Source organism: Mesorhizobium sp. W050, from assembly GCF_054719535.1.
The window spans coordinates 1,450,659-1,476,970 of the sequence record NZ_JBTTIH010000001.1 but is presented as its reverse complement, the minus strand read 5'-3'; the positions used below and the strand labels follow the sequence as shown (position 1 = coordinate 1,476,970).

The following is a 26,312-nucleotide window of genomic DNA, read 5'->3' as shown; positions in this document are numbered from 1 at the left end:
GAGGTGAGGAGCGGTCCGCGAAGCGGACGAAAAGCCAATTGCTTGGCTTTTCGAGTGACGAACGCCCGGCAGGGCAATGAGGGGCGGCGCCGACCGTTCGAAACTGTTCTGCCCGGCAGGCGCCCTATGCCACAAACTGCCGCGCGAGGATCAGCACCACCGCCCCGGCCAGAAACATCGCCATCAGGCCGCCGCGCAGCGAGACCACAGCGGCGACGACCAGCGCCGCCCATTCCGCCGGTCCGGCGCTAAGTGCGGCGGGCGCCACCAGCGTCGTCAACACCGCGGCCGGCACGGCATTCAAACCCGCCTCGACGCGTGGATGGATGTGGTCGAAGCGCGAGATCACCAGATGGCCGCCGACGCGGGTGAGATAGGTGGCGATCGCGCCGGCAATGATGATCCACAAGGTCGCGCTCATCGTTTTGCCTCCACACCGCTATGGTGCGGCGGCAGGATGACGGCCAGAAGCACGCCGGCAACGGCGCCGATGGAGACGTGCCATGGCGATCCCACAGTTTTGTAGGCAATGATCGACGCCGCGGCGCTGGCGATCACCACCGGCAGCCACAGCGGCCGGTTGCGAAAGCCCATGACCAGCCCGAGGAAATAGATCGGCAGCAGGAAATCGATGCCCAGGGCATGCGTGTCGGGGATCAGCTTGCCGAACACCGCACCCAGCGCGCTTTCAATCCCCCAGAACACATAGACCGGCAGGCCAAGGCCCATGTACCAGGCAAAGCTAACGGTCTCGCCGGCTTCGGCCTTACGCTCGGCCACCGCGAATTGCGGATCGGTGAGCACGAAATAGCCCAGCGCTTGGCTGATAACCGGCCAGTGCGCGATTCGCCGGCCGATGCTGGCGGAGTAAAGCACGTGACGGAAGTTTACCGCGAAGATCGACAGCACGATCAGCCATGGCGCGACATGCTGGCCGAACAATTCGATGCCGACCATCTGGCTGGCGCCGCCGAAGATCAGCGCGCTCATCAAGAAAGCTTCGAGAACGGAAAAGCCGTTGTCGACGGCGATGGCGCCGAACAGCAGCCCAAATGGCGCCGCAGCGACAACCACCGGCATCGACAGCCGCACGCCGTCCCAGAAGTCGCTGGCCACGGAATTTTCGCTTAAGGTCTCTGCCGACATGTCACATTCCCATCTCGCGCTGCTATGTAGGAGCCGGCGTTTGAAAAGTCAGACGAATTCGCTTGAGCCAACAAATCAGCGAAACTGATGTTGTAAAAACAAATGAGGGGTTCGGATGATCGCTTATGATTTCACCGGCAGGCACGCGGTCGTCACCGGCGCCGGTGGCGGCATGGGCGAGGCGATCTCGCTGGCGCTGCTCGATGCCGGCGCCTCGGTCACCGCCATCGACGTCAAGCCGCGTCCGGCGTCGCTTGCCGCCTATGACGACCGGCTCACCTTTGCCCAGGGCGACCTCACCGACGCCGCCTTCGTCGAGCAGACCATCAATGCCGCGGGCCGCGAGCGCGGCGGCATCGATTATCTCGCCAATGTCGCAGGCGTGCTCTGGTTCGGTCGCGACAAATCGGCCCTCGAGATGGACCTCGATGTCTGGGATCAGGTCTTCAACATCAATCTGAAATCCTTCGTCCACACCGCGCGGGCGGTGGTTCCGCATATGCGGGCCGGCGGACGCGGCGGCGCCATGGTGCACTTCTCCACCATCCAGTGGTATCGCGGCGACCCGACCCCGCAGGATGCCTACCAGGCCTCCAAGGCCGGCGTCTGTGCGCTGTCGAAGTCGCTCGCCATGCAGTTGGCGGGCGATGGCATCCGCTCCAATTCGATCTGCCCGGGCATGGCGTTGACGCCGCTGCAGGCGCGCTGGGACACCGAGGAGAAACGCGCTGCCGTTGCCAATTATGCGCCGCTCGGCCGCATCGGCACGCCGCAGGACATGGCCAATGCCACGCTCTTCCTGCTTTCCGATGCGGCAAGCTACATTACCGGCATTGAGCTGGCAGTCGACGGTGGGCTTTTGATGCGGATGTAGCCGTGCAGTGCGCCGGGCTGATTTAGCTCCGCGGTGCCGTGCCCTGGATCGCCCTGCCCCAGTCGAGCAACGGCTTGGCGCGCAATGTGAAATCGACAAGCTCGTCGACCAGCGTCGGCGCGTGAATTCCAGCCGGATCGATCATGTGCTGGACATAGAAGTGCCGGTTGCGGATGGCGTCGACAAGATCGGGTTCGTTGACCTGCTCGAAGCCACGCGGCGTGCGCTTCATGCGGCCCTCGGTTTCAAGTTCGAAGCCGTTTTTCTTCAGCGTTGAGAGCAGTTTTCGGAACTCGGCCGGCCGGGCGACGATCGCCTTGCGCATCGCCAGCAGCAGGGACGGCTCCGGATTCCACCAGGCGACATCGGCAAAGCAGCGGTCGATCCCGACATAGACGAAGAACACGCCCTGCTCCATCTTGGTGCCATCCGGCGACAGCATGGCCGACAAATGCTGGTTGTAGGGCCGCTTGTCCTTGGCGAAGCGCACGTCGCGGTTGATGCGAAACAGTGACTTCTTGCGGTCTCCGCGCAAGCCCAGACCCGCCGCCGCGAAGCGCTCGGTCAGCGTCTCGACCAGATCGCAGAACGGCTCATGCAACTCGCTGTCGTAAAGCGCGCGGTTTTCCTGGAACCATTCGCGGCTCTGGTGGAAGTCGAGCGCCTTGAGGAACGGTATGGCCTTTTGCCCGAACCCTTTGAACGAACCGGCCATCACGCCTTGCCGACCCGTTGCAGCCAGGTGTCCTCGTCGATGACTTCGACGCCGAGTTCGCTGGCCTGCTTCAGTTTGGAGCCGGCGCCCGGCCCGGCCACCAGCAGATCGGTCTTCGTCGACACCGAACCCGCCACCTTGGCGCCGAGCCGTTCGGCCATCGCCTTGGCTTCGGAGCGTGTCATCTTTTCCAGCGTGCCGGTGAAGACGATGGTCTTGCCGGCAACCTCGCTGTCGGTCGACACGGTGACGACATACGGCTTCGGCTTGACCTGTTCGAGCAGTCTGTCGAGCACGTCGTCATTGCGTTCATTGCCGAAGAAATCGCGCAACGCATCGATCACTGTATCGCCAATGCCGTTGATGGAGGGGAAGACGCTGTGCGGATCCTCAGCCGCCGCCGTTTCCTTGCCGACGCGGATCAGCTCCTCGACGGTCGAAAACGTCCGCGCAAGCACGGCCGCCGTCGTTTCGCCGATATGGCGGATGCCGAGTGCGAAGATGAAGCGGTCGAGCTCCGGCTCGCGGCGCGAATCGATGGCCGCGAACAGCTTGTCGAGGCCTTCATAATTGCGGTCCTCGACACCGCGCACATTCTTGCGCGCCTTGCCCGATGCCGCCTCGCGCAGCCTGGCCTGCTCCTCGCGCCGCTCGGCCAGCGCCCTGGTGACGGCCGGGCGGCGATCCCTGAGGGTGAAGATATCGGCGGCGGTCTTGACCAGTCCCGAATTGAAGAACAGGTCGATATTCTCGGCGCCCAGCCCCTCGATGTCGAGCGCGCCGCGCGACACGAAATGACGCAGCCGCTCCACAGCCTGCGCGGCGCAGATCAGCTCGCCGGTGCAGCGCCGGCGCGAATCCTCCTTGCCGGTCTTCTCGTTGATTTCGCGCGTCGCCGGCGAGCCGCAGACCGGACAAATGTGCGGGAATTCATAAGGCACCGCATCAGCCGGCCGCTTGTCGACGACGACGCTGACGATCTGCGGAATGACATCGCCCGCCCGTTGTATGACAACCGTGTCACCGATGCGGACATCGATGCCGTCGCGAATCGGCAGGCCGTTGCTGTCGAAGCCCTTGATGTAGTCCTCATTGTGCAGCGTGACGTTTTCGACCACCACGCCGCCGACCGTGACGGGCGCTAGCCGCGCCACCGGCGCCAGCGTACCGGTACGGCCGACCTGGATGTCGATCTTCTGCACCGTCGTCATCGCCTGTTCGGCCGGGAATTTATGCGCAACCGCCCAGCGCGGCTCGCCGGTGACAAAGCCCCAGCGACGCTGCAATTCCAGCTGGTCGACCTTGTAGACGACACCGTCGATGTCGTAGCCGAGCGACGAACGCAGCTCCTCGATCTTGTGGTAGTGCGCGATCAGCTCCTCGACAGACTTCGCCCGCACCATCAATGGGCTGACCTTGAACCCCCATTCGGCGAATTTCTGCACCGAATCATATTGGGTCGGCGCCGGATCCGCTGTCGTATAGCCCCAGGCATAGGCAAAAAATTTAAGATTGCGGCTGGCGGTGACGGACGCATCCTTCTGTCGCAAGGAGCCCGCTGCCGTATTGCGCGGATTGACATAGTCCTGGCCGCCCACCGCCGCCGAGCGGGCCTTCAGTGCCTCGAATTCCGCATAGGTCATGTAGACCTCGCCGCGGATCTCGATGGTCTCGGGCCAGCCCGATCCTTTCAGCTTGGCGGGGATGTCGGCGATGGTCCTGAGATTGGCGGTGATGTCCTCGCCTACAGTGCCGTCGCCGCGCGTAGCACCCTGCACGAACACACCGCGTTCATAGCGCAGCGACGCCGACAGGCCGTCGATCTTCGGCTCGGCCGTAAACGCGATGTCGAGGTCCTTGTCGCGGTCGAAGAAGCGCCGGCCACGCTCGATGAAATCGGTGACGTCCTCGTCTGTATAGGCCTTGGCGAGGCTGAGCATCGGCACCGCATGGCGCACCTTGGCAAAGCCTTCCGCCGGCGCGGCGCCGACCCGCAGCGAGGGCGAATCCTCGCGCACCAGACCGGGAAAGCGCTCCTCGATGGCAAGATTGCGCCGCCGCAGCGCGTCATATTCCGCGTCCGTAATCGTCGGCGCGTCCTCGGCATGATAGCGCCTGTCATGACCGGCGATCTCCTCGGCCAGCCGCTGGAGCTCATCCGCGGCTTCGCTTTCGCTCAACGATTCGACTGGTTTTTCAGACATGCAGCGGTCCCTGGACAGTGGCGAGGCACCATAAATCAGGATTTCGGAAAAAGCATTCCTGAACAGCGGGATGGAGCCATATCCTGACTCAGTCCGAAAGCCTTGCGACGACTACGCTGCAGCAATATTCTCGCGCAGCAGCCGTTCGGCGGCTGCGCGCGCCTCTTCGGTGATGGTGGCGCCGGCCAGCATGCGCGCAATCTCTTCCTGGCGCGCCGCCCGGTCCATTTCGGCGATGCCGGTAGCGACCCTATCCGAGCCGCCGGATTTGGAAATCAGGAAATGCGTCGCAGCACGTGCCGCCACTTGCGGAGCATGCGTGACCGACAGCACCTGCACGCGCTTCGACAGCCTGGCCAGCCTTTGGCCGATCGCATCGGCCACTGCGCCGCCGACGCCGGTGTCGATCTCGTCGAAGACCAATGTCGGCGCCGAGCCACGGTCGGCCAGCGCCACCTTGAGCGCCAGCAGGAAGCGCGACAGCTCGCCGCCGGAGGCGACCTTCATCATCGGCCCAGGCCTGGTGCCGGGATTGGTGCGCACCCAGAACTCGACCTGGTCGATGCCTTCTTCCATGCGGTTCTCGCCATCGCTGGCCAGTTCGACGATGAACTCAGCCCGTTCCAGTTTCAGCGCCGGCAATTCGGCCATCACAGCCTTGGTCAGGCCGACCGCGGCCGCATGGCGAAGCGAGGACAGCTGGGCTGCGGAAATATCGTAGGCTTCGCGCGCCGCTGAGGCCTGCTTTTCCAGGAGATGCAGGCGCCCCTCGCCGGCATCAAGATCGGCGAGATCGGCGGACATGGTGTCGCGCAGTTGCGCCAGATCGTCGACGGCCACACTGTGCTTACGTGAGGCCGCACGCAGCGAAAACAGCCGCTCCTCCGCCTTCTCCAGCCGCTGCGGGTCGTATTCGGTGGCGCGCAATGCCGCCTCGACGCCCGATTGCGCGGCATCCAGCGACAGCATCGCCTCATCCAGCGACTTCACCAGATCCTCGAGCAGGCCCGGCGCTTCGCTGGCCTTGCGCTGCAGGCGCCTGAGCAAACTGGCCAGTTGCGGCAGTGGCGAGGACGGGCCTGACAGCACATCCTGTGCGTCGTGTATTTCCGAGGCGATCTTTTCCGCCCGCATCATCGTTGCACGCAACTCCGCCAGCTGTGTCTCTTCGCCGGGCTGCGGATCGAGCTTTGCCAGTTCCGCCACCGAGGCCCTGAGATAATCGGCCTCGCGCGCCGCCGCCTCGACCTTGGCGCGGTGCCTGGCGAACTCCTGCTCGCAGCCGCGCCAGTAGCGCCACGCCTCGCCTGTCGCGCGGGCGGCGCCGAGATGGCCGCCAAAACTGTCCAGCAATTCGCGATGCGCGCCTGGATCGACCAGGGCGCGCTCGTCATGCTGGCCGTGGATCTCGACCAGCGCGTGGCCGATGTCGCGCATCAGCGTGACGCTGGACGGCTGGTCGTTGACGAAGACACGGGTACGGCCATCCGCCGTCTGCAGCCGGCGCAGGATGATGTCGCCGTCATCCTCGATGGCGTTCTCGGCCAGCAGCGCGCGCACCGGGTGGTTGCGCGGCACATCGAAGACGGCAATGACCTGGCCCTGGGCAGCACCGTGCCGCACCAGCGAGGCGTCGCCGCGGGCGCCAAGCGCCAGCGACAGCGCGTCGAGAAGGATGGATTTGCCGGCGCCGGTTTCACCGGTCAGCACGGAAAGGCCGGGCTGGAAGTCGATATCCAGCTTCTCGATCAGGACGATATCGCGGATCGACAGTCTGGAAAGCATCAGAACCCGGACCTCAAGCAATTCCAGGAAAAGTGCGTAGCGGTTTTCCGTCCGGAATTGCGTAGAACAAAAAGTTAGGACGGTTCAGCGCCTCAATCAAACCACTGAACCGCTGTGAAGCGGCATGCGACCGATGGAGTCGCAGCGCCGCACTATCTTTTTGTTTGAGCGTCGGATCAATCCGAAAAGCGCGTTCCGCCTCAGTCGATGCTCGGGCGTCAGGCGCCGGTGATCAGCTTGCCGGCCTTGGATATCCACGATCCGGCATTCTCGCGCGGCTCAAGCCCGTTGCTCTGCAACAGCTTGTAGGTATCCTTGTACCATTGGCTGTCGGGATAATTGGTGCCGAGCACCGCAGCGGCGGTTTGCGCTTCCGAGGTCAAGCCCATCGCGTAGTAGCTTTCGGCCAGACGCGCCAGCGCCTCTTCGACATGGCGGGTGTTGGAATAGTTCTCGACCACGTTGCGGAAGCGCTTGACGGCAGCAATGTATTCGCGCCGCTCGAGATAATAGCGGCCGATCTGCATCTCTTTGCCGGCCAGCTGGTCGTTGGCGAAACGGATCTTTTCCTTGGCGTCGTCGACATATTCCGACGTCGGCCAGCGCGTCACCAAATCCTGCATCGTCTGCACGGTCTGGCGTGCTTCCTTCTGATCCTGGGTGACGTCCTTGATCTGCTTGTAGTAGCTCAGCCCGATAATATACTGGGCGTAAGCCGCGTCGTCGGTCGACGGATAAAGCGTCAGATAGCGCTTGGCCGAGCCGATTGCTTCGTCATAACGGCCGGCGCGATAGTCGGCGAAGGCGCCCATCACCATCGACTTGCGGGCGAATTCCGAATAGGGGTGCTGGCGGTCGACGGCGTCGAACTTCTTGCTCGCCTCATCCAGGCGGCCGGCATTGAGATTGGCAAGGCCTTGATTGTAAAGGACGTCGGCCGGTTCGGTCTGGTCGACATAGGTCGACAGGTCGACGTCTTTCTCGGACGACATGCAGGCCGAGAGGAACAGCGATGGCACAACCACCGAAAGCGCCAGGAAAACAGCCCGATACGGCGCTTTCGATTGACCAACTCGCTTGAAGAACATGATTGGATTGCGCCCTTTCGGCGTTAGTTCAATGCCTTTCGCATGGCGTTCCCTCAAAACTGATCCCCACTTTTGAGCGACATGCGCCTAACAGACGGCAGCAGCCATAAACCATAACTGCCTTGCCCAGCAACGCTATGTCTAGCCAATCGCACATTTTTGTGGCGGCTTGGTGTTGCCCGGAAAGCTATGCACTTTCACCGCCGGTGATGCATCCGTGCAACACCGGCCAGCGTTCAGAAAGCCAGAAATACGTTAAGAATCAGATCACCCAAGGTGCAAAGACAGGGCCGGTGACGGCGCTCATCTCGGCGGTGCGGCCGCGCTCGCGGCGCGTGGTCTCGACGACCTCGAAGGCCGAACGGTCGGACAGAAGTCGCCGCAAAGCAGCCGCATTCATCCGGTGACCGCCGCGATAGGAGCGGAAGCAACCGATGAAACGGGCGCCGGCCAGCGCCAGGTCGCCCATCGCGTCCATCGTCTTGTGGCGAGCGAACTCATTGGGATAGCGCAGGCCACCCATGTTGATCACCCGGTTGTCGTCGCCGATCACCAGCGAGTTCTCCAGCGAGGAGCCCAGCGCATAGCCGGCCGCCCACAGCCGCTCGACATCCTTCATGAAGCCGAAGGTGCGGGCGCGCGCGATATCCTGGCGAAAGATGTCGGGGTTGATGTCGGAGGCGAATAGCTGGCGGCCGATCGCCGGGCTTTCGAAATCGATCTCGACCTCGAAGCGCGTGCCGCTATAGGGCCTGAACTCGGCCCAGGACGCGCCATTCTCGATGCGGACGGGCTTGACCACCCTGATGTAGCGGCGCTTGACCGCCAGCGTCTCGATGCCGGCCTGGTCGATGGCTTCCACGAACGCCACCGCACTGCCATCGAGGATCGGAACCTCATGACCGTCGATCTCGATGACGATGTTGTCGATGCCGAGCCCGAAAAGCGTCGCCATCAGATGTTCGACGGTGGCGATATGCTCGCCTGCCGGATCGCCGAGCATGGTGCAGAGATCGGTCGCGCCGACTTCAGCAACCAGCGCGCGGAACTCGCGGCTCTCGCTTCCGTTCGAAAGGTGGAAGAGCACGCCGGTGTCGGCGTCCGCAGGGAGGAAATTGACGGTGACCGGTTTGCCGCTGTGAACGCCGGTACCGGTCAGCGTTGCACGCGATTTCAGTGTCGTCTGATAGTCTTGCAAGACAAACCCCATAGCCCAAACGCCTAAGTCCGCTTTAACCCAAAAGGCGCGGCTCTTTTTTTATCGGCAGGCAGGGCCACTTCCCCGAATGCCAGCACACCGAAAGTGCTGCGGCAAAGATAATGGTCTGTCAGGGAGACTCCAAATCACGGTTTCTTACTCTGTGTAACCGCGACAGACCTTGAGCGTCACATCGTAACGCCTTGTTATTAAACCCCTTTAAACGTTAACAGGCAGACAATCTCTCGTCTGCTGTTAACAAGTGTTACATACCGTTAACGGCTCAGTTGGCCTGGCGGCGCAGGAAAGCCGGTATCTCCAGCTGGTCGTCTTCCTGGGTCGACCTGGTCTGCGGCGTCAACCGGCCCTGATCGTCGAGCTGGCCGCGGCGCGGCGCGTAAAGCTGCGGATCCTGGCTGGCAAGGCGGCGCATTTCCGGCGCCGCCTGGCGCAGTTTCGGTTCGCGCGGCTGTGCCGGCTGCAACCGGGCCGGCTCTTCTTCGCGGCGCGTCAGCCCGTTGGTCAGCCGCTTGAGCAGCCCCATCGGCCCGCTGTTTTCATGGTCGGCCGGACGGCCCTTGGCTTCCACCTCGGCCCGCACCACAGGCGGAAAATCCTCCACCCGCGGCATGCGCTGCGGTGCGGCAGCCACCGGCTGCGGCATTTCCCGCATCGGCGCCGGTTGCATCACCTGCTGCACGACAGGCTGCGGCTGGGCAGGCGGGGCCTGGAAGATCTTGCTCTGCGGGCGGAAATCTTCCGCCTGGGCCATCGGCGCCGGACGAGCCATTGCCGCCGCATTGGCCTCGGCAAGCTGGATCGCCTCGGCCACCGGATCGGCCGCGCGCTGCTCATAGGTCTGCTGCTGGACCGGTGCCGGACGGCCTTCCGCCCCCGGAGCCGCTGGGCGGCTGACCGGCTTCTGCTGCGGCGGCACGGCCCGGATCGAGATCGGCGCCGCGGCAATTTCAGCTGCCGATTTGTCGATGCCGGTGGCGACCACCGAGACGCGGATGACGCCTTCGAGTTCCTCGTCGAAGGTGGCGCCGAGGATGATGTTGGCGTCCTGATCGACTTCCTCGCGGATGCGGGTCGCGGCCTCGTCGACTTCGAACAGGGTTAGGTCGCGGCCGCCGGTGATCGAGATCAGCAGGCCCTTGGCGCCCCTCATCGAGGTCTCGTCGAGCAACGGATTGGCGATCGCCGCCTCGGCGGCGGCCATCGCGCGGCCCTCGCCCGAAGCTTCGCCGGTGCCCATCATCGCCTTGCCCATTTCGCGCATCACCGAACGCACGTCGGCGAAGTCGAGATTGATCAGACCTTCCTTGACCATCAGGTCGGTGATGCAGGCAACACCGGAGTAGAGCACCTGGTCGGCCATGGCGAAGGCGTCGGCAAAGGTGGTCTTGTCATTGGCCAGCCGGAACAGGTTCTGGTTGGGGATGACGATCAGGGTATCGACACATTTCTGCAGCTCCTCGATGCCGAGATCCGCCGTCTTCATGCGGCGCTGGCCTTCGAAATGGAACGGCTTGGTGACGACGCCGACGGTGAGGATACCCCGTTCGCGCGCCGCGCGGGCAACCACGGGAGCCGCACCGGTTCCGGTGCCGCCACCCATACCGGCGGTGACGAAGCACATATGGGTGTTGGAGAGATGATCGATGATCTCATCGATGCACTCTTCCGCCGCCGCACGGCCCACTTCAGGCTGCGAGCCGGCGCCGAGCCCCTCGGTGACATGCGCGCCGAGCTGGATCAGCCGCTCGGCCTTCGACATGGTCAGCGCCTGTGCATCGGTGTTGGCCACGACGAACTCGACACCGCGCAAGCCCGCGGTGATCATGTTGTTGACGGCATTGCCGCCGCCGCCGCCGACACCGAATACGGTGATCCGCGGCTTGAGCTCGGTGATGTCCGGCTTTTGCAGATTGATCGTCATTGTCTCCGTCCTTTGCCTTTCCCGCCGCTTCGCCGCCGCGGCCACCTATGGGGCTGTCCCCGTCAATTAGAAACTGTCTCTCAACCACTGACTCATGCGATGCAGTTTTCCGCCCGTCCCGGTCATCCTGAGACCGGAAATTCCTTTCGCCGGATGGCTCTCGAAGCTCGCCATCTGCGGATAGATCAGCAGCCCGACCGCCGTCGAGAAAGCCGGCCCCTTGGCAGCTTCCGGCAGGCCCGCCACGCCGAGCGGGCGTCCGATGCGCACATTGCGTCCCAGAATGCGGCGCGCCGCCTCGGGGAGACCCGCAAGCTGGCTGGCGCCGCCGGTCAGCACGACGCGTTTTCCCACGGCATTGCCGTAGCCCGACTTGTTCAGCCGGTCGCGCAACAGTTCCAGCGTCTCGTCGATGCGGGCGCGGATGACGCGCGTCATCACCGAGCGCGGGATCTGCAGCGGCATCTCGCCGTCTTCGCCGATCGGCTGGATCGAGACCAGGTCGCGATCGTCGGCACTGCCAGGCAGCGCCGAACCATGCATCACCTTCAGCCGCTCCGCGGCGTCGAGCGAGGTCGACAGGCCCTTGGCCATATCGAGCGTCACATGATTGCCGCCGATGGCAATGGCATCGGCGTGGACGAATTTGCCTTCCGAAAACACCGAGATGGTCGTCGTGCCGCCGCCCATGTCGATGCAGGCCGCACCCATTTCCAGTTCGTCGTCGACCAGGGCCGCAAGCCCGCTGGCATAGGGCGTCGCCACCATGCGCTCGACCGAAAGATGCGAGCGGTTGATGCAGAGCTCCAGATTGCGCAGCGGCGCGGCATCGCCCGTCAGCACATGCATATCGACGCCGAGTTGGTCGCCGACCATGCCGCGCGGATCGCGCACGCCGCGCTCGGCGTCCAGCGAAAAGCCGACGGGCAGCGAATGGATCACGTCGCGTTCGGCCTTGAGCGCCTGCTTGGCGCCGGCGGCAAGCACGCGCTTGATGTCGGCTTCGTCGGCCTGATGGCCACCGAGATTGATGGTGGCCGAATAGGTTTCGCTCTTCAGCCGGCCGGCCGTCATGTTGACGATCAGCGAATCCACCGTCAGTCCCGCCATGCGTTCGGCGGCGTCGACGGACAGGCGAATGGCGTGCTCCGCGCGGTCGAGATCGACGACCACGCCCGACTTCACGCCTTGCGATTTCTGGTGGCCGATGCCGATCACCTGGATGCGGTGCGAGCGGCCGCGCAACAGCTTGCCGTCCTCGCGCGGCTTCAGTTTCGCCACCACGCAGCAAACCTTGCTTGAGCCGACATCCAGCACGGTGAGCGTGCCGGAACGCCGCGAAGAGGCATCGCTCTTGCCGCCAAGCCAGCTCATATCTTCGTCCCCGACTTGCGCTTCAGATTTTGCGGCTTTTCATTGAGCGCGGCCTGGCGCTGTGTCGCCGCTTCCGGCGTCAGCTGCACCACCAGGCGATCGGAGATGCGCATGTCGACGGCGGCGATGTCCCGCGTCAGAAGCCCGTTGTCGTGGTCCATCCGAACCAGGTCGGCAATCGCCTGATCCTCGCCATCCTCGGGCAGCTTGATCGTGATGCCGTTTTCCAGCTTAAGGTCCCAGCGCCGTTCGCCGATGCGGATATAGCCTTTGACCCGAGCCGCGAGCTCGGGAAATTTGTTGATCTTGGCCACGAAGTCGGGCGCCTTGGCCGGTGCGCCGGTGCCGATGATCAGCGGCAGCAGCGCCTGCTTGCCGCCGGAGAACGGCGCGATCACCGCGCCGGAGCGTTCGATGACCGAAAGCTCCGCGCCCTGCTGCCAGAGCGCGAAGGGCTCGCGCTCCTCGACACGCACTTCCAGCGTATGTGGATAGACCTTGCGCACCGCCGCCACTTCGACCCAGGGCAAGGTATCAATACGTTCACGCGCGGCCTCGGCATCGAAGCCGATCAGTGACGTCCAGCCGTCGAGCTCGAGCCGGTCCAGTATGTCGATCTCCGAAGTCTGGCGGTTGCCGACCACCTTGATCTGGTCGACGGCAAAGCCGGTCCGGGCGGTGATGCTCTGGACGATGTCGTCGGCATGACCGCCGAGAATGGCGCCGTAGAGGCTGCTTGATGCAATGAGCGAAGCCGACAGGATGGCCGCGGAAAAGCGCGGCGCGACGAAGTCGCCGCCGCCCAGGCGCGCCAGCACGCGCACCGGCCGGCGCAGCACGCGCGGCAGCACGAAATGGTCGAACGACAACGGCATGCCGAACAGCGCCGGCCCGGCGCCGCCCCTGACCTTGTCCTGTCCCCATTTCAACGCAGACACGAAGCGTCCTCCACCATCCAACTCAACAATTCGCCAAACGAGTGCCCGGCCTGGGCGGCGATTTCAGGCACCAAAGACGTCGGCGTCATGCCCGGCTGAGTGTTGATCTCGAGCCAGACAATCTCGCCGTTTTCGGAGTGACGGTCGTCATAGCGGAAGTCCGATCGGGAAACGCCCCGGCAGCCGATAGCCAGATGTGCCTTGAGCGCCAGTGTCTGTATTTTTTGGTAAATATTTGATGAAATTTTAGCAGGGATTTCGTGTTTTGATCCGCCGGCGACGTATTTTGAATCATAGTCGTAGAAGGAATGGCCGGTCGGAATGATCTCGCAGACGCCGAGCGCCACGTCGCCCATGACGGCGCAGGTCAGCTCGCGCCCATGGATGTAGCGCTCGACCATGACGGTCTCGCCATATTTCCATTCGGACGAGCCGATGACCTGCGGCGGATGCGACTGCCCTTCATGCACGATGACGACGCCGAAGCTTGAGCCTTCATTGACCGGCTTGACCACGTAGGGCGGCTTCATCGGATGCTTGTTCTGGATGGCAAAGCGGCTGGCAACCTTCGATTCCGCCACCGCGATGCCGGCAGCCTTGGCGACCTTCTTGGCTTGCTCCTTGTTCATGGCGAGCGCCGAGGCGAGCACGCCCGAATGGGTGTAGGGAATGGCCAGATATTCGAGGATGCCCTGGATGGTGCCGTCTTCACCGAACGGGCCGTGCAGTGCGTTGAAGACGACATCGGGCTTGAGTTCGGTGAGCACGGCGCCGACATCGCGCGCAACATCGACGCGGGTAACCTGGTAGCCTTCATTCTCAAGCGCATCCGCACACGCCTTTCCCGAAGACAGAGACACGGGCCGCTCGGACGAGAATCCGCCCAGGAGGACAGCCACATGCTTGTTCTTCATATCCCGTCATCCCTCTCACGGCGGGCCCGCAACCACGCATTCAGCGACCAAATTGAGTCCGAGTCTCCCGGCAGGTTGCCCCCCAGACGGAAAACGCGGTCGACGCGTCGAACGACTCAAATCAGGAAACGCTTTAAGGCAGAGAATCAGAGAGTTGATTCGCTGGCAAGTGCTTATGATTCCGACAGATTCACTTTCCGCGAAAACGGCCGGAAAAAGCGTGTTGTGAGTCTTTGGAGCAACGGTGGCGCTGTTGTTTCAGACCGTTTGAAGTTCAAGCATCACATGAACTTCAGCTTGCGCTAAAGAAGCTGTCCGAGGAATTCCTGCACGGCATGGCCGGGGCGGAAATTGCCGAGCCGCTTGATTTCCCACTGCAGGCGGATGCCTGAATTTTCAAGCACGCGGGCGCGCACCGTCTCGCCGAGATATTCGAGGTCGTATCCGGTCGCTGTTCCGGTGTTGATCATGAAGTTGCAGTGCATCGGCGACATCTGCGCGCCGCCGATCATCAGCCCGCGGCAGCCGGCCTTGTCGATTTCCTTCCAGGCCGAGGTGCCTTCCGGATTCTTGAAGGTCGAGCCGCCGGTCTTCTCGCGGATCGGCTGCACCGTCTCGCGATGCGTCTGGACGGCGTCCATGGCCGCCTTGATCGCCTCCGGATCTTCCAGAACACCTTCGAAAACGGCGGAGGTGAAGATCAGCCCGGCAGGTGCGGCCGAGTGACGATAGGCATAGCCCATGTCTTCATTGCTGAGGGTGTGGAGATTGCCCTTGCGGTCGAGCGCCCGAACCTCGACGACACGTTCCCGCGTCTCGACGCCATTGGCGCCGGCATTCATCCTCAGCGCCCCGCCGATGGCGCCGGGAATGCCGTGATAGAAATGAAAGCCGCCAATACCGGCCTCATAAGCGACGGCCGCGACGCGCTTGTCGGGCGTCGCAGCACCGGCCTTGATGACGGTCGGCGAAACCACCTCGGCCTCGCCAAAGCCCTTGGCCGAAAGCCGGATGACGAAACCTGGAATGCCGCCGTCGCGCACCAGGAGGTTGGAGCCGACACCGACGATGGTGAGCGGGATGTCCTCCGGCACGGCGCGCAGGAAGGCAGCCAGATCCTCCTCGTCGGCCGGCTGGAACAGGGCGTCCGCCAGACCGCCGGCGCGGAACCAGGTGATCTTGTCCATCTCGGCATTGGGCGTGATGCGGCCGCGCAGGCCGGCAAGCCGGTCGCCAAGTTTGTCGAGCAGGTCCTGGCCGCGCATCATGAGACGGTACCGCCGAGTTCCCCAGGCAGCGCATAGGCCCATTGGGTGATGTTGCCGGCGCCCAGGAAGATGACGAAGTCGCCCGGTTTCGCCAACGCGCGGATGACGGGCGAAATCGCGGCAGGGGTTTCGACGTAGCGCGCATCGCGATGGCCGCCGGAGCGGATGCGCGACACCAGCGCCTCCGAGGTCACGCCGTCGATCGGCTCCTCGCCCGCCGTATAGACCGGCGCCACCATCACCGTGTCGGCATCGTTGAAACAGACCGAAAATTCGTCGAACAGATCGTGCAGCCGGGTGAAGCGGTGCGGCTGCGCAATGGCGATGACGCGGCCCTTGGTGGCGCTGCGCGCCGCTTTCAACACCGCCGTGATCTCGACCGGGTGGTGACCGTAATCGTCGAAGATGTCGACGCCGTTCCACGAGCCGGTGTGGGTGAAGCGCCGCTTGACGCCCGCAAAGGACGACAGCCCTTTCTTAATCGCTTCGGCCGACAGGCCGAGTTCATGCGCGACCGCAATTGCGGCGGTGGCGTTGGAGACGTTGTGGCGGCCGGGCATCGGCAGCCGCAGATCCGATATCGTCGTCTGGCCGCCGGTCTTGCGGTCGCGGATCACCACGTCGAATGCCGAGACGGCACCGGCCATGCGGTGGTTGGTGAAACGCACATCGGCCTGCGCGTTCTCGCCATAGGTGATGACGCGGCGGTCCTCGATGCGGCTGACCAGCGCCTGTACTTCCGGATGGTCGGTGCACATCACGCCAAAACCGTAGAACGGCACGTTCTCGACGAATTGCCGGAAGGCCTCGCGCACCTTGTCGAAACTGCCATAATGGTCCAGATGCTCGGGATCGATGTTGGTGACGACGGCGATCTCGGCCGGCAGCTTGAGGAAGGTGCCGTCGCTTTCGTCGGCTTCGACCACCATCCACTCGCCATCGCCCATACGGGCATTGGTGCCATAGGCATTGATGATGCCGCCATTGATCACCGTCGGGTCGAGCCCGCCGGCATCGAGCAGCGTCGCCACCATCGACGTGGTTGTGGTCTTGCCATGCGTGCCACCGATCGCGACCGCCTGGCGGAAGCGCATCAGTTCGGCCAGCATCTCGGCCCGGCGGACAATTGGGAGCAACTTCTCCCGCGCGGCCTTCAGCTCGGGATTGGATTTCTTGATCGCGGTGGAGACGACCACCACTTCGGCCGCGCCGATATTCTCGGCCTTGTGGCCGACAAAGCATTCGATGCCCTTGTCGCGCAGCCGCTGGACATTGGCGCTGTCGGCCTGGTCCGAACCCTGCACCTTGTAGCCGAGATTGTGCAGAACCTCGGCGATGCCGCTCATGCCGATGCCGCCAATGCCGATGAAATGCACAAGGCCGATGGTCTGCGGCATCTTCATCAATGCGTCCCTTTCCTGAAATCCGAAACGGTTTTTCTGGACGCAATAGCCTCTGTGAGATCAGCGAGCAACCGTGCCGCGTTCGGCCGGCCAGCCGACTTCGCTCCGGCAGCCATGGCCGTCAGCCGCTCGGGAGTGTCCATCAGCCCGCCAATGAGAGCCGCGATGCGCTCCGGCGACAGTGACGATTGCGGATGCACCTCGCCGCCGCCCGCCGCGGCAAGGGCGGCTGCGTTCGCCGCCTGATCGTGATCCAGCGCATAGGGATAAGGCACCAGCAGCGCCGGCCGGCCGATGACGGCGATCTCCGAAACCGTCGAGGCGCCGGAGCGCGAGATCACCAGATGCGCCGCGCCCATGCGCTGTGCCATATCGGTGAAGAAGGGCGAGACGTCGACATGGACGCCGAGTGCCGCATAGCCGGCCTTCACCCGCGCCACGTCGTCGGCGCGGGCCTGCTGGGTGATCACCAGCCGCTTGCGCTGCGCCTCCGGCAGAAGTGCGATCGCCGTCGGCATGGCGTCGGAAAAGAACTGCGCGCCCTGGCTGCCGCCGAACACCAGGAGCCTGAACGGATCCGCCCCTTTGGATGCGGTGTAGGGCGTCTTTGCCGCCTCCAGGATTGGCGGCCTGACCGGATTGCCTGTCGTCACCGTCTTGGCGCCTGTGGCACTTTCATCTTGCGGCAGGAAGCCGCCGGCGATGGCATCGACGCGCCCGGACAGCGCCCGGTTGGCGCGGCCCATCACTGCGTTCTGCTCATGGATCAGCGTCGGCAGCTTGCGCCGCGTCGCGGCATAGAGCGGTGGCAAGGTCGGATAACCGCCAAAGCCGACGACCGCATCAGGCTTGATCCTGGCGATGACGGCGGAGGCTTGGCGCACGCCGCGCCAGATCTTCCAGAACGCGCCAAGCAGCGCGACAGGGTTTTTCGAGCCCATCGTCGCCGACTGGATCGGATGGATGGCGGCGGCCGGGAAATGGCCGGCAAAGCGCTCGGCGCGGTCGTCCGTCGCCAGATGCACGCCCCAGCCGCGCTCGATCAGCTCATGCGCCAGCGCCTCGGCCGGAAACAGATGTCCACCGGTTCCGCCAGCCGCGAGAAGGATCACACCCCGCGCCATATCACTCCGCCGGCAGGGCGCGCTGCGACAGGGCAAAGCCCATCTGCTTGCGCTTTTCCGGTCGCTTGCGGGTCAGCGCCAGCACCATGCCCATCGAGATGGCAATGGCGATCTGCGAGGAGCCGCCATAGGAGATGAAAGGCAGCGTCATGCCCTTGGCCGGCATCAGCTGCAGGTTGACGCACATGTTGATGACCGACTGCAGGCCGAACACGGTGACGAGACCGCCGACGGCGTAGCGGGTGAAATCATCATGTTCCTTCAGCGCCGTGCTGAGGCCGCGCAGCACGATGAAGGCGAAGATCGACATGATGAAGAAGCACATGATCAGCCCGAACTCTTCGCCGGCGACCGAAAAGACGAAGTCGGCATGCGCGTCGGGGATGACGCGCTTGACCGTGCCCTCGCCCGGGCCGACGCCGAACCAGTGGCCGTTGATCAGCGCCTCGCGACCCATGTCGACCTGGAACGTGTCGCCTTCGCCGGTCAGGAATTTGTCGATGCGGGCGGCGACGTGCGGGAACACCGTATAGGCGGCAAACAGGCCGCCGGCGCCGGTGGCGCCAAGCGCGATGATCCATAGCCATGGCAGGCCGGCCATGAAGAACATGACGCCCCAGGTGCCGGTCACCAGCATGGTCTGGCCGAGATCGGGCTGCGCCACCAGAAGCGAGATGACCAGGATCAGCAGCAGCATGGCAAACAAATTGCCGGGGATGTCGGGCTGGCGCTTGTGTTCGGCGAACAGCCAGGCGCAGACGATGACGAAGGCGGGTTTCAGAAATTCCGACGGCTGGATCGACATGCCGACAAACGACACCCAGCGCCGCGCGCCCTTCACCTCGACGCCGATGTAGAGCACGGCCACCATCAGCACCAGCATGATGCCCAGGATGATCAGCGCCATGCGCCGGATCTGCCGCGATTCCAGGAAGGAGACCGCCAGCATCACGCCGAGCGCCGGCACGGTGAAGATGATCTGCCTGGTGGCAAAGTGGAAACTATCGAGGCCGATGCGTTCGGCCACCGCCGGGCTTGCCGCAAAGGACAAGACGATGCCAAGCCCCATTAGCGACAGGAACGCCGCCAGGAACCAGCGATCGATCGTCCACCACCAGGTTGCAACCGGGCTTTTGTCGAGACGGCTTTGCATTATCGTGCCCCTCCGATGGGTTTGACACCCTCGATAGCATTCGCAGCTTGCCTGAAGGCTTCGCCGCGAACTTCGAAATTCTTGAATTGGTCGAAACTGGCGCAGGCCGGCGACAGCAGTACCACCACCTCGCCGTTGTCATCCTTGGCCGAGTCTTTCGCGGCATGGTCGACCGCGGCGGCCAGGGTGCCCGAGATTTCATAGGGCACGGCTTCGCCGAGCGTCGCCGAGAATGCGGGCGCCGCCTCGCCGATCAGATAGGCCTTGGCGACGCGCGGGAAGAAACCGCGCAACGGCTCGATGCCGCCTTCCTTGGGCAGTCCGCCGGCGATCCAGTAAATGCGCGAAAAACTCGACAGCGCCGGTGCCGCCGCATCGGCATTGGTCGCCTTGGAATCGTTGACGAACAGCACATGATCCTTGCGGCCGACCTGCTCCATGCGATGCGCGAGGCCGGGGAAGCTTTCCAGTCCCGCCTGGATTTCGCCCAGGCTCAAGCCGACCTTGAGGCAAGCTGCGACGGCGGCAAGCGCGTTCTGCGCATTGTGCTGGCCGCGCAACGAACCGATGCCTTCGAGGAAGGCGACGCGGCTGTAGCGGCCATGCACGGCTTCCATCAGATCAGAGCCGTCGGCGAAATAGCCGTCGGTCAGCGGCAGCCGCTTGGAGATGCGGATCACCTCCCGGCCCGCCCTCTCCAGCCGGTCAGCGATCTGCGCGCACCAGGAATCGTCAACGCCGACGATCGCCGTCTCGCTGCCGGCAACCAGCCGCTCCTTGATCGAAGCGTAATGCTGCATGGTGCCGTGGCGGTCGAGATGGTCGGGCGTCAGGTTGAGCAGGATGCCGGCCGTCGGGTTGATCGAGGGCGCGAGATCGATCTGGTAGGACGAACACTCGACGACATAGTCCCGGTCAGCCTGCGGTGGATCGAGCGTCATGATGGCCCGGCCGATATTGCCGCCCATTTGCGTGTCGCGCCCTGCCGATTTGAGGATATGCGCGGTCAACGCCGTGGTCGTCGACTTGCCGTTGGTGCCGGTGATAGCGATGAACGGCGCATCAGGCGCGCGCGCAATCCGCTCGCGGCAGAACAATTCGATATCGCCGATCACCTCGACGCCGGAGCCACGCGCCAACTCCACCGTCCAGTGCGGCTTGGGATGCGTCAGCGGCACGCCGGGCGAGAGCACGAAGGCCGAGAATTTCGACCAGTCGGCGCCGCGCAGATCGGCGGTCGCAATGCCTTGGTCAGCAGCCTTGGCGACGCTATCGGGATTGTCGTCCCAGGCAAGCACGTCGGCGCCGCCCTCGATCAGCGCGCGCGCCGTGGCGATCCCCGAGCCACCGAGCCCGAAGAGCGAAACGCGTTTGCCCGAAAAGGATGCGGCGGGGATCAAGCGGGTTCCTATCTCAGCTTGAGGGTCGACAGGCCGACCAGCGCCAGGATGACGGCGATGATCCAGAAGCGGATCACCACCTGGCTTTCGGTCCAGCCGAGCTTTTCGAAATGATGATGGATAGGCGCCATCAGGAAGACGCGCTTGCCGGTCATCTTGAAGTAGCCGACCTGGATGATGACCGACAGGATTTCCACGACGAACAATCCGCCGACGATGACCAGCACGATCTCGTGCTTGGTGGCGACCGCGACCGTACCGATCAGGCCACCCATGGCCAGCGAACCGGTGTCGCCCATGAAGATCGCCGCCGGCGGGGCGTTGAACCAGAGGAAGCCGAGGCCGGCGCCGATGACGGCGCCGAGCACGACAGCCAGCTCGCCGGTGCCGGGCACGAAATGGATCTGCAGATATTCGGCGAACACCGCATTGCCGGAGAGGTAGGCGATGACGCCAAAGGATGCCGCCGCAATCATGATCGGCACGATCGCCAGCCCGTCGAGGCCATCGGTCAAATTCACCGCATTGCCGGCGCCGACAATGACGAAGCAGGAGAACGGCACGAAGAACCAGCCGAGATTGATGATGAATTCCTTGGCGAAGGGGAAGGTCAGCGACGACGAGAACGGCGCCTGGCCATTATGCATGATCGCCCAGGCGGCGATGCCGGCGATGACGAATTCCAACGCCAGCCGCGCCTTGCCGGAAAAGCCGAGATGCGACTCCTTGGTTACCTTGAGATAGTCGTCGTAAAAGCCGATCGAACCGAAGCCCAGCGTCACCAAGAGCACCACCCAGACATAGATCGAGGAGAGGTTCGCCCATAGAAGCGACGAGCCGACGATGCCGCACAGGATCATCAGCCCGCCCATCGTCGGCGTGCCGGCCTTCTTGAAATGCGTCTGCGGGCCATCGGCGCGGATCGGCTGGCCCTTGCCTTGCCGCAGCCTAAGCGAATTGATGATGGTCGGCCCGAAGATGAAGACGATCAGCGCCGAGGTGATCAGCGCACCGCCGGTGCGGAAAGTTATGTAGCGGAAGACATTGAAGACCGAGACCTTGTCCGCAAAATCGACGAGCAATGTAAACATACGATTCCGTTCCCCGGACTAGTTCTGTTTCGTGCCTGCGGCTTCCGCCGGATATTTGCCGAGCAAGGCCTCGACCAGCTTTGAAAAGCCGATGCCTTTCGACGATTTGATCATCACCACGTCGCCGGCCTTCAGCGTCGACAACAGCAGCGGCTTCAATTCCTCGGCGCCGGCGCGGTATTCCGTTTTGATCTCGTCGGGCAGGATGTCTGCCAGCGCCCGCATTTCCGGACCGCCGAGAAAGACCGTGTTTGTGCCGGTGCCGACGATCAACTCGGCAAGGGCTGCATGCAGCTTGGCCGAATGGTCGCCGAGCTCGAGCATGTCGCCGAGCACGGCGATGCGCCGGCCCTCGCCCGTGACAGGCGTCGCGTTGAGCAGCGCCATGGCAGCAGCCATCGAGGCCGGATTGGCGTTGTAGCTCTCGTCGATCAGTGTGATCGGTCCCTTGGGGTGGCGAAGCATATGGCGCTTGCCACGGCCGCGTTCGGCGGAGAGATCGGCCAGCGCTTCCGCCACCTTTGCGATGTCAGCTTCAACGAGATGCGCCGCGCCAAGAACGGCGAGCACATTCTGTACCATGTGGCGGCCGGGCGCGCCGATCCGGGCAACGACATCCTGACCGCCGATCCTGGCGGTGATATCGGAATGATCGGCATGCAGCTCGCATTTGGTCAGCTTGTAGGTCGACCGTGTATTCTCGCCGAAGCCAAAGACATGTTCGACGCCGGCGGCCCGCGCCATCTTGTCTAGCAGCTTCCAGCGCGCATCGTCGCGGTTGAGCAAGGCCGCACCGCCGGGCTCGATGCCTTCGAAGATCTCAGCCTTGGCCTTGGCGATCTCGTCGAGATTTCTAAAGAAGCCGAGATGCGCCGCGGCAATCATCGTGACGATGGCCACATGTGGCCGGACCATCTTGACCAGCGGCCGGATCTCGCCCGGATGGTTCATGCCGATCTCGAACACCGCATAGTCGCAATCGCCGGGCATGCGCGCCAGCGTCAGCGGCACGCCCCAATGATTGTTGAAGGACTGCGCCGAGGCATGCACCGTGCCGACGGCCGACAGCACATGGCGCAGCGCCTCCTTGGTGGTGGTCTTGCCGGCCGATCCTGTCACCGCGATGATCTTTGCATTGGACCGGGCGCGTGCGGCGACGCCCAGTTTTTCGAGTGCGGCAAGCACATCCTGCACGACGATCATCGGCGCCGTCAGCCGCCCAAGCGACGGCAACTTGCCCTCGGCAACGACCAGCACGCCGGCGCCGGCCTTGATCGCCGCGGTCGCGAAGTCATGGCCGTCCATCGCCTCGCCCTTGATGGCGAAGAAGGCGTCGCCCGGCTGCAGGCTGCGGCTGTCGATCGAGATCCCCGAAATTCCCTCCGGCATCGGCCCGAGCGGCCGACCGCCCATGGCGTCGACCAGCGCCTCGGAAGTCCAGAGCACGCTCATGCGGCCCGCTCCCGCAGCGCCGACCGGACTTCCTCGTGGTCGGAGAACGGAAAAGTCTCGGCGCCGATGGTCTGGCCCTCTTCATGGCCCTTGCCTGCAACGATCAGCGTATCGCCCGCTTTCAGCATGGCGACCGCTTCGTGGATCGCCTTGCGGCGGTCGCCGATTTCGATGGCGCCGGGTGCGGCTGCCAGGATCGCGGCACGGATCGTTTCCGGCACTTCCGAGCGCGGATTGTCGTCGGTGACGATGACGACGTCGGCGAGCCGCGTGGCGATTCCGCCCATGATCGGCCGCTTGCCCCGGTCGCGGTCGCCGCCGCAGCCGAACACGACGATGACGCGGCCGGTGGTGAACGGGCGCACGGCGGCCAGCACATTTTCCAGCGCATCCGGCTTGTGGGCATAGTCGACATAGACGGGCGCGCCATTGGCGGTGGCGCCGACAAGGTCGAGCCGTCCCGGAGCCCCCTGAAGTTTCTCCAATGCCGTCAAAGCTTTGGCGACCGACGTTCCGGTGGAAATGGCCAGCCCGGCCGAAACCAGGGCATTGGCGATCTGGAAGTCACCGGCGAGCGGCAGGTCGATCTCGTAGAGCACGCCGTCGGCTTCGACCTCGGCGCGCTGGCGGTGGCGCTCGTGCTCGACCCGCTTCAGGCGCAGGAAATCGCCATGGCGGCCGACCGTCAGCACCTTGAGCCCGGCGGCCTGCGCAGCCTGGATGGTCGGCGCCGACCACGGATCGTCGGCAAAGATGACCGCCGGCGCGCCTTTCGGCAGCAGCGTGTCGAACAGGCGCAATTTGGCGCGATGGTAGTCCTCGACCGTCGGATGATAGTCCATATGGTCGCGGCCGAGATTGGTGAAACCGCCCGCGGCGAGCTTGACGCCATCGAGACGGCGCTGGTCGAGACCATGGCTGGAAGCCTCCATCGAGGCGTGGGTGACGCCGGCTTCCGCCAATTCCTTGAGCAACTGGTGCAAAGCCACCGGATCGGGCGTGGTCAACGAACCGTAGTCGTTGCGGCCCGGCGCCACCACGCCGGTGGTGCCGATGGACGCGGCGGCAAAGCCGGCCTGCTCCCAGATCTGCCTGGTGAAGGCGGCGACCGAGGTCTTGCCTGCGGTGCCGGTGACCGCGACCATGGTCTCCGGCTGGCTGCCGAAGAAACGTGCCGCGCTCAGCGCCAGCGCCAGGCGTGGGTCGTCGACGCTGAGCACCGGGACGGACAGACCGGAAATGGCGCCGGCCTTGCCCACGACAACCGCCGCTGCGCCGCGCTTTGCCGCATCGGCGGCATAGGCCGAACCATCCGCCTTGCTGCCGGCGAGCGCGAAAAAGACCCCGCCGGTCTTGACCGTGCGGGAATCCGACGAAATCCCGGTTACCTCCACATCGCGGGAAGATGTTCCCTCGACAGGCAGGATACCGGCTAAATCTCTCAGGTGCATCGAACCCCGTTTATCTCAACAAAATGGCGCGCAGTTGCCGGCGCGCCCTAAGAATCACTGATAGGAAACCAGCGTTGCGCCATTTTCATGGCTGAAATCTGGCTTCACGCCAAGCATGGCGGCTGCCCGCCTGATGATGTTTCCGGCCATGACACCCGCATTGTTGGCGGCGACGTCGGTCATCCCGGGCTTTTCCGGGTGCGGAGCGTCAGCGATCGTAAACACCAGATATTGCGGATCGTCCATCGGGAAGGCAGCGACGAAGGTGTTGAAATTCAGTTCCTTCGAGTAGCGGCCATTGATGACCTTCTCGGCGGTTCCGGTCTTGCCGCCAACGCGGTAGCCGGGGGCCCTGGCGTTTCTGGCCGAGCCTTTCTCGGCATTGAGCGTATAGAGGTAGCGCATGCCCTCCACAGTCTTTTCGCTGACCACTCTCTTGGCCACCACCATGGCATCCTGCTCGCTGCGGACCAGGAAAGTCGGCGGGATCAGGTAGCCCTGCATCAGCGCCGCGCAGCCGACGGCGGCCTGCAGCGGCGTCGTCGACACGCCATGGCCGAAGGCGATGGTGAAGGAGTTGACCTGTTTCCAAACCTTCGGTTCGGTCGGGCGCGCGACCTCAGGCAGTTCGGTCTGCATCCTGTCCAAAAGGCCAAGGCGATGCAGGAATTCGCGGTGCCCCTCGATGCCGACCATCTCGGCCTCACGCGCCGATCCGATGTTGGAGGAGTAAAGGAACACCTCCGGCAATGACAGCACGCGGTTCTTGCCATGGAAATCGTGGATGGCCTGATGGCCGACCCGGATTGGGTGCGAGGCGTCGAAACGGCTGTTCATATTCGCCTTGCCGGAATCGAGTGCCATGGCCGAGGTAAAGCTCTTGAAGGTCGATCCCATCTCGTAGAGGCCGGCCGACATGCGGTTCAGCCGATCCTTGTCCTGCGCATTGAAGGGATTGTTCGGATCGAAATCCGGCACCGAGGCCATCGCCACCACTTCGCCGGTCTTGATGTTGAGCACGACGGCGCCGGCGCCCATGGCGCGATAGCGCTCGAGGCCGGCGGCAATCTCGTCGCGCACCACATGCTGGACGCGCAGGTCGATCGACAGCTGAACCGGCTTCAGATCCTTGGCGATCGCCAAGCCTGAGGCCTGCAGGTCGCTCAGGCCCTGCTCGTCAATGTACTTCTCCATGCCGGAGATGCCCTGATTGTCGATGTTGGTGAGGCCGACAATGTAGGACGAGGTCACGCCGGCAGGATAGAAGCGGCGCTTTTCGGTGCGAAAGCCGATTCCGGGAATGCCGAGCTGCATGATGTCGGCCTGCTGCTTGGGCGTCAGCTGCCGCTGCAGCCAGACGAAGCCGGCGCCGCTTTTCAGCTTGTGATAGGTCTGCTCGGGGTCGATATCTGGCAGAATGGTCGACAGCTTTTCGATCGCCTCGTCGGCATCGACGATGCGGCGCGGCTCGGCAAACAGCGATGCCGTCTTGATGTCGGTCGCCAGCACCTCGCCGTTGCGGTCGACGATGTCGGGACGCGACGCCGTCACCCGGCTTTGCGGCCCATTCGACATGTCGGGGGACTGGAAACCGAGATAGACCAGCCGCCCGGCGATGGTCGAATAAATGCCGAAGAACACCGCCATCGTCATCACGATGCGGGTCTTGGCCTTGCCGCCGGTCGCCTTGCGCGCGCCTTCGACCACGATGGAGCCGTCCTCGCCGGTCCGTGCGCGGCGCTTCAGCAATTTGCCGACCGACGGAAGTTTGGCGCGCATTGGAAATCCAGCG

Annotated in this window: 21 protein-coding genes; 1 reads left to right on the top strand and 20 read right to left on the bottom strand. The window is 63.9% G+C overall.

The features are described from left to right. Positions 1–124 precede the first annotated feature (124 nt). Positions 125–421: an AzlD family protein gene (locus ACYG9Y_RS07015; protein ID WP_023690882.1), complete on the bottom strand. Its 297-nt coding sequence runs from the start codon at positions 419–421 to the stop codon at positions 125–127. Continuing rightward, on the bottom strand, positions 418–1,146 hold the full coding sequence (locus ACYG9Y_RS07010) for an AzlC family ABC transporter permease (protein WP_023739853.1): 729 nt from the start codon (positions 1,144–1,146) through the stop codon (positions 418–420). Before ACYG9Y_RS07010 ends, ACYG9Y_RS07015 begins: the two co-directional genes overlap by 4 nt. A gap of 115 nt (positions 1,147–1,261) precedes the next feature. On the opposite strand from ACYG9Y_RS07010, the gene ACYG9Y_RS07005 reads away from it, so the two are divergent. Next, positions 1,262–2,020 carry an SDR family NAD(P)-dependent oxidoreductase gene (locus ACYG9Y_RS07005; RefSeq protein ID WP_023697012.1) on the top strand — a complete coding sequence of 253 codons (759 nt, stop codon included), beginning with the start codon at positions 1,262–1,264 and terminating at the stop codon, positions 2,018–2,020. Positions 2,021–2,042: 22 nt separating this feature from the next. Here ACYG9Y_RS07005 and ACYG9Y_RS07000 read toward each other — a convergent pair whose 3' ends face one another. The 18 genes from ACYG9Y_RS07000 to ACYG9Y_RS06915 all read right to left on the bottom strand — a co-directional run bounded on the left by ACYG9Y_RS07000 (position 2,043) and on the right by ACYG9Y_RS06915 (position 26,299). Then, positions 2,043–2,735 carry a DUF2461 domain-containing protein gene (locus ACYG9Y_RS07000; RefSeq protein ID WP_023739854.1) on the bottom strand — a complete coding sequence of 231 codons (693 nt, stop codon included), beginning with the start codon at positions 2,733–2,735 and terminating at the stop codon, positions 2,043–2,045. After that, positions 2,735–4,939 carry an NAD-dependent DNA ligase LigA gene (gene ligA / locus ACYG9Y_RS06995; protein WP_023749130.1) on the bottom strand — a complete coding sequence of 735 codons (2,205 nt, stop codon included), beginning with the start codon at positions 4,937–4,939 and terminating at the stop codon, positions 2,735–2,737. The genes ACYG9Y_RS07000 and ligA overlap by 1 nt, the downstream gene beginning before the upstream one ends. Positions 4,940–5,050: 111 nt before the next feature. Further along, positions 5,051–6,724, bottom strand: coding sequence for a DNA repair protein RecN (gene recN / locus ACYG9Y_RS06990; protein WP_023739856.1), 1,674 nt, complete (start codon positions 6,722–6,724; stop codon positions 5,051–5,053). 218 nt (positions 6,725–6,942) lie between these two features. Continuing rightward, entirely contained in the window at positions 6,943–7,812 is an 870-nt protein-coding gene (locus ACYG9Y_RS06985) for an outer membrane protein assembly factor BamD (RefSeq protein WP_023668284.1), read from the bottom strand. Positions 7,813–8,074: 262 nt separating this feature from the next. Further along, on the bottom strand, positions 8,075–9,022 hold the full coding sequence (gene lpxC / locus ACYG9Y_RS06980; RefSeq protein WP_023668283.1) for a UDP-3-O-acyl-N-acetylglucosamine deacetylase: 948 nt from the start codon (positions 9,020–9,022) through the stop codon (positions 8,075–8,077). Between the two features lie 271 nt (positions 9,023–9,293). Next, a complete protein-coding gene (ftsZ, locus tag ACYG9Y_RS06975) occupies positions 9,294–10,952 on the bottom strand; it encodes a cell division protein FtsZ (protein WP_023705548.1) in 1,659 nt (552 codons plus the stop codon). Positions 10,953–11,018: 66 nt separating this feature from the next. After that, positions 11,019–12,326, bottom strand: coding sequence for a cell division protein FtsA (ftsA, locus tag ACYG9Y_RS06970; protein WP_023668281.1), 1,308 nt, complete (start codon positions 12,324–12,326; stop codon positions 11,019–11,021). Continuing rightward, positions 12,323–13,264 (bottom strand): cell division protein FtsQ/DivIB, encoded by a 942-nt coding sequence (locus tag ACYG9Y_RS06965; protein WP_023739857.1) that lies wholly within the window; start codon positions 13,262–13,264, stop codon positions 12,323–12,325. The genes ftsA and ACYG9Y_RS06965 overlap by 4 nt, the downstream gene beginning before the upstream one ends. Further along, positions 13,252–14,178, bottom strand: a complete 927-nt coding sequence (locus ACYG9Y_RS06960; RefSeq protein ID WP_023668279.1) for a D-alanine--D-alanine ligase — start codon at positions 14,176–14,178, stop codon at positions 13,252–13,254. The genes ACYG9Y_RS06965 and ACYG9Y_RS06960 overlap by 13 nt, the downstream gene beginning before the upstream one ends. 302 nt (positions 14,179–14,480) lie before the next feature. Further along, a complete protein-coding gene (murB, locus tag ACYG9Y_RS06955) occupies positions 14,481–15,446 on the bottom strand; it encodes a UDP-N-acetylmuramate dehydrogenase (RefSeq protein WP_031244260.1) in 966 nt (321 codons plus the stop codon). Beyond that, the gene (gene murC / locus ACYG9Y_RS06950) at positions 15,443–16,849 is read right to left on the bottom strand and encodes a UDP-N-acetylmuramate--L-alanine ligase (protein WP_023739859.1); all 1,407 of its coding nucleotides are present in this window, start codon (positions 16,847–16,849) and stop codon (positions 15,443–15,445) included. Before murC ends, murB begins: the two co-directional genes overlap by 4 nt. Further along, complete coding sequence (murG, locus tag ACYG9Y_RS06945) at positions 16,849–17,973, bottom strand: undecaprenyldiphospho-muramoylpentapeptide beta-N-acetylglucosaminyltransferase (RefSeq protein ID WP_023682136.1); 1,125 nt, start codon at positions 17,971–17,973, stop codon at positions 16,849–16,851. The genes murC and murG overlap by 1 nt, the downstream gene beginning before the upstream one ends. A 1-nt stretch (position 17,974) precedes the next feature. After that, the gene (ftsW, locus tag ACYG9Y_RS06940; RefSeq protein WP_023668275.1) at positions 17,975–19,126 is read right to left on the bottom strand and encodes a putative lipid II flippase FtsW; all 1,152 of its coding nucleotides are present in this window, start codon (positions 19,124–19,126) and stop codon (positions 17,975–17,977) included. After that, positions 19,126–20,526, bottom strand: a complete 1,401-nt coding sequence (gene murD, locus ACYG9Y_RS06935) for a UDP-N-acetylmuramoyl-L-alanine--D-glutamate ligase (protein WP_023682137.1) — start codon at positions 20,524–20,526, stop codon at positions 19,126–19,128. Before murD ends, ftsW begins: the two co-directional genes overlap by 1 nt. A gap of 8 nt (positions 20,527–20,534) precedes the next feature. Continuing rightward, on the bottom strand, positions 20,535–21,617 hold the full coding sequence (mraY, locus tag ACYG9Y_RS06930) for a phospho-N-acetylmuramoyl-pentapeptide-transferase (RefSeq protein ID WP_023682138.1): 1,083 nt from the start codon (positions 21,615–21,617) through the stop codon (positions 20,535–20,537). 18 nt (positions 21,618–21,635) lie between these two features. Continuing rightward, positions 21,636–23,069 carry a UDP-N-acetylmuramoylalanyl-D-glutamyl-2,6-diaminopimelate--D-alanyl-D-alanine ligase gene (locus ACYG9Y_RS06925; RefSeq protein ID WP_023682139.1) on the bottom strand — a complete coding sequence of 478 codons (1,434 nt, stop codon included), beginning with the start codon at positions 23,067–23,069 and terminating at the stop codon, positions 21,636–21,638. After that, positions 23,066–24,520, bottom strand: a complete 1,455-nt coding sequence (locus ACYG9Y_RS06920; protein ID WP_023739860.1) for a UDP-N-acetylmuramoyl-L-alanyl-D-glutamate--2,6-diaminopimelate ligase — start codon at positions 24,518–24,520, stop codon at positions 23,066–23,068. Before ACYG9Y_RS06920 ends, ACYG9Y_RS06925 begins: the two co-directional genes overlap by 4 nt. 54 nt (positions 24,521–24,574) lie before the next feature. Beyond that, positions 24,575–26,299: a peptidoglycan D,D-transpeptidase FtsI family protein gene (locus ACYG9Y_RS06915; protein WP_023739861.1), complete on the bottom strand. Its 1,725-nt coding sequence runs from the start codon at positions 26,297–26,299 to the stop codon at positions 24,575–24,577. Positions 26,300–26,312: the final 13 nt, after the last annotated feature.

Coding starts and splice junctions, on each gene's coding strand:
- ACYG9Y_RS07015 (WP_023690882.1), bottom strand. CDS start 421: ATGAGCGCGACCTTGTGGATCATCATTGCCGGCGCGATCGCCACCTAT.
- ACYG9Y_RS07010 (WP_023739853.1), bottom strand. CDS start 1,146: ATGTCGGCAGAGACCTTAAGCGAAAATTCCGTGGCCAGCGACTTCTGG.
- ACYG9Y_RS07005 (WP_023697012.1), top strand. CDS start 1,262: ATGATCGCTTATGATTTCACCGGCAGGCACGCGGTCGTCACCGGCGCC.
- ACYG9Y_RS07000 (WP_023739854.1), bottom strand. CDS start 2,735: ATGGCCGGTTCGTTCAAAGGGTTCGGGCAAAAGGCCATACCGTTCCTC.
- ligA (WP_023749130.1), bottom strand. CDS start 4,939: ATGTCTGAAAAACCAGTCGAATCGTTGAGCGAAAGCGAAGCCGCGGAT.
- recN (WP_023739856.1), bottom strand. CDS start 6,724: ATGCTTTCCAGACTGTCGATCCGCGATATCGTCCTGATCGAGAAGCTG.
- ACYG9Y_RS06985 (WP_023668284.1), bottom strand. CDS start 7,812: ATGTTCTTCAAGCGAGTTGGTCAATCGAAAGCGCCGTATCGGGCTGTT.
- lpxC (WP_023668283.1), bottom strand. CDS start 9,022: ATGGGGTTTGTCTTGCAAGACTATCAGACGACACTGAAATCGCGTGCA.
- ftsZ (WP_023705548.1), bottom strand. CDS start 10,952: ATGACGATCAATCTGCAAAAGCCGGACATCACCGAGCTCAAGCCGCGG.
- ftsA (WP_023668281.1), bottom strand. CDS start 12,326: ATGAGCTGGCTTGGCGGCAAGAGCGATGCCTCTTCGCGGCGTTCCGGC.
- ACYG9Y_RS06960 (WP_023668279.1), bottom strand. CDS start 14,178: ATGAAGAACAAGCATGTGGCTGTCCTCCTGGGCGGATTCTCGTCCGAG.
- murB (WP_031244260.1), bottom strand. CDS start 15,446: ATGATGCGCGGCCAGGACCTGCTCGACAAACTTGGCGACCGGCTTGCC.
- murC (WP_023739859.1), bottom strand. CDS start 16,849: ATGAAGATGCCGCAGACCATCGGCCTTGTGCATTTCATCGGCATTGGC.
- murG (WP_023682136.1), bottom strand. CDS start 17,973: ATGGCGCGGGGTGTGATCCTTCTCGCGGCTGGCGGAACCGGTGGACAT.
- ftsW (WP_023668275.1), bottom strand. CDS start 19,126: ATGCAAAGCCGTCTCGACAAAAGCCCGGTTGCAACCTGGTGGTGGACG.
- mraY (WP_023682138.1), bottom strand. CDS start 21,617: ATGTTTACATTGCTCGTCGATTTTGCGGACAAGGTCTCGGTCTTCAAT.
- ACYG9Y_RS06925 (WP_023682139.1), bottom strand. CDS start 23,069: ATGAGCGTGCTCTGGACTTCCGAGGCGCTGGTCGACGCCATGGGCGGT.
- ACYG9Y_RS06920 (WP_023739860.1), bottom strand. CDS start 24,520: ATGCACCTGAGAGATTTAGCCGGTATCCTGCCTGTCGAGGGAACATCT.
- ACYG9Y_RS06915 (WP_023739861.1), bottom strand. CDS start 26,299: ATGCGCGCCAAACTTCCGTCGGTCGGCAAATTGCTGAAGCGCCGCGCA.